The following is a 1430-nucleotide window of genomic DNA, read 5'->3' on the forward strand; positions in this document are numbered from 1 at the left end:
GGATCAAGGAGAAAAGTTGGGGGGAAGAAAAGATTAAGCATAGATTTTAGCAAGTCTGAAGAGGAAAAAGGTAGTATCTCTAACGCCTCTTGAAGTAGCCCTGAAAGCCTTGATTTTTGCGTTAAAGGATTCAGCGGATGCATTGGTACTTCTGTTGTTAAAGAAGTTCAGGATGGATTCATAATGGGTTTGTACAGACCTTGCCACCGTTTTAAAAGCATCAAGCCCCACCTCTTCCACGTCATTGTACCAGATGGCCAGCCGCTTGAAAGCCTGTTGTTTGCTTTTGCAAATGGTGAATAGCTTCCCTAATCTGATAGATAAGTTATAGGCCTTATACAGCAGCGGATACTTCAGGAAAAGCAGGTCGGCCCTTTGTTTCTGTGATAATGTCCACTTAGTATGATGCTTAAAAAGCAGATAGCGGCTTCGGGCCAGTAGCTGTTTTAAGGTATCGCCATTGTCAAATACTTCAGGCTCATAGAGCTTCTTATCCTTTTTGGCAGTCTCTATTGCCTTATGCTCTGCTTCTAAGGCTTCCCACCGGTATTTGATACGCAATTCCTGGACGGCATCATAAGCCAGCTTCTGTACATGAAAACGATCAATCACCCGTTCAGCATTCATAAAGCACCTACGGATCGCTTTGATCATATTAGCAGCCATATCCATCGTTACTTCCCTGACCTGGTTTCTTTTTCGAAGCGGGATCCGTTCCAATACAGCCATGATCTGGGTGGCTTGCGTACCTTTGATCATCGCCACAATGGCCTTCTTGCCACCATGAGCTTCTTTATTGGTGACAATGGTATAGAGCTCCCCATTAGTTAATGCCGTTTCGTCTATGCTTAACGACGGGCCAAGGTTATCCGCAAACAGCATCCATTCGTCCGCATGCTCCTTTTGATCCCAGCCATGAAAGTCGCTTAGAAAATCCTTGTACTGTGCTTGCAGCCGTTTGCCGTCAAGTCCATATAAGCGACCCAGTAAATGGCAGCTGATCGGGTGGTTATCCAAATATACCTTTTAAAAAAGTGCCGAATTCCGTGGTCATTCGCGCTCCTTTTCTTACTAAGTTCCAGTCTCTGGTGATGATTGCCTTGGTTTCTACCACTTCCCATCGGCGCCTTTTAATACACAGATTTACCTTATGGCCACGGATCGGAAAATCCTGAATACTAACCTCGTCCATAAAGCCCTTGGATTCCAGCTTTACCATTTCATAACCTGCAGGAGGGATATTCTTTTCTTCCAGGTAAATATTCAGTCCGGAACCCAACTGGGCTACACTTATTAATTCAAAGTAATCTAAAAGGCCGTCAGGTAAGATCAACCGGACAAGGGTTTCGTGTGGTGTTGGCAATGCTTTAGTATTCGTTTATCCTCCAGCAAAACAAATAAATTTTATCCTATCCCCCAACTTTTAGGAC

At 44.3% G+C, this 1430-nt stretch carries 2 protein-coding genes; both read right to left on the reverse strand.

Annotated features, from left to right (window positions below):
• Positions 1–33: 33 nt before the first annotated feature.
• Positions 34–1017: an ISAon1 family transposase gene (locus E2R66_RS28080; RefSeq protein ID WP_134738016.1), complete on the reverse strand. Its 984-nt coding sequence runs from the start codon at positions 1015–1017 to the stop codon at positions 34–36.
• Positions 1010–1363 carry an ISAon1 family transposase N-terminal region protein gene (locus E2R66_RS28085; RefSeq protein WP_204986008.1) on the reverse strand — a complete coding sequence of 118 codons (354 nt, stop codon included), beginning with the start codon at positions 1361–1363 and terminating at the stop codon, positions 1010–1012. The genes E2R66_RS28080 and E2R66_RS28085 overlap by 8 nt, the downstream gene beginning before the upstream one ends.
• Positions 1364–1430 lie beyond the last annotated feature (67 nt).

Source organism: Mucilaginibacter psychrotolerans (assembly GCF_004519315.1).
Taxonomy (GTDB): domain Bacteria; phylum Bacteroidota; class Bacteroidia; order Sphingobacteriales; family Sphingobacteriaceae; genus Mucilaginibacter; species Mucilaginibacter psychrotolerans.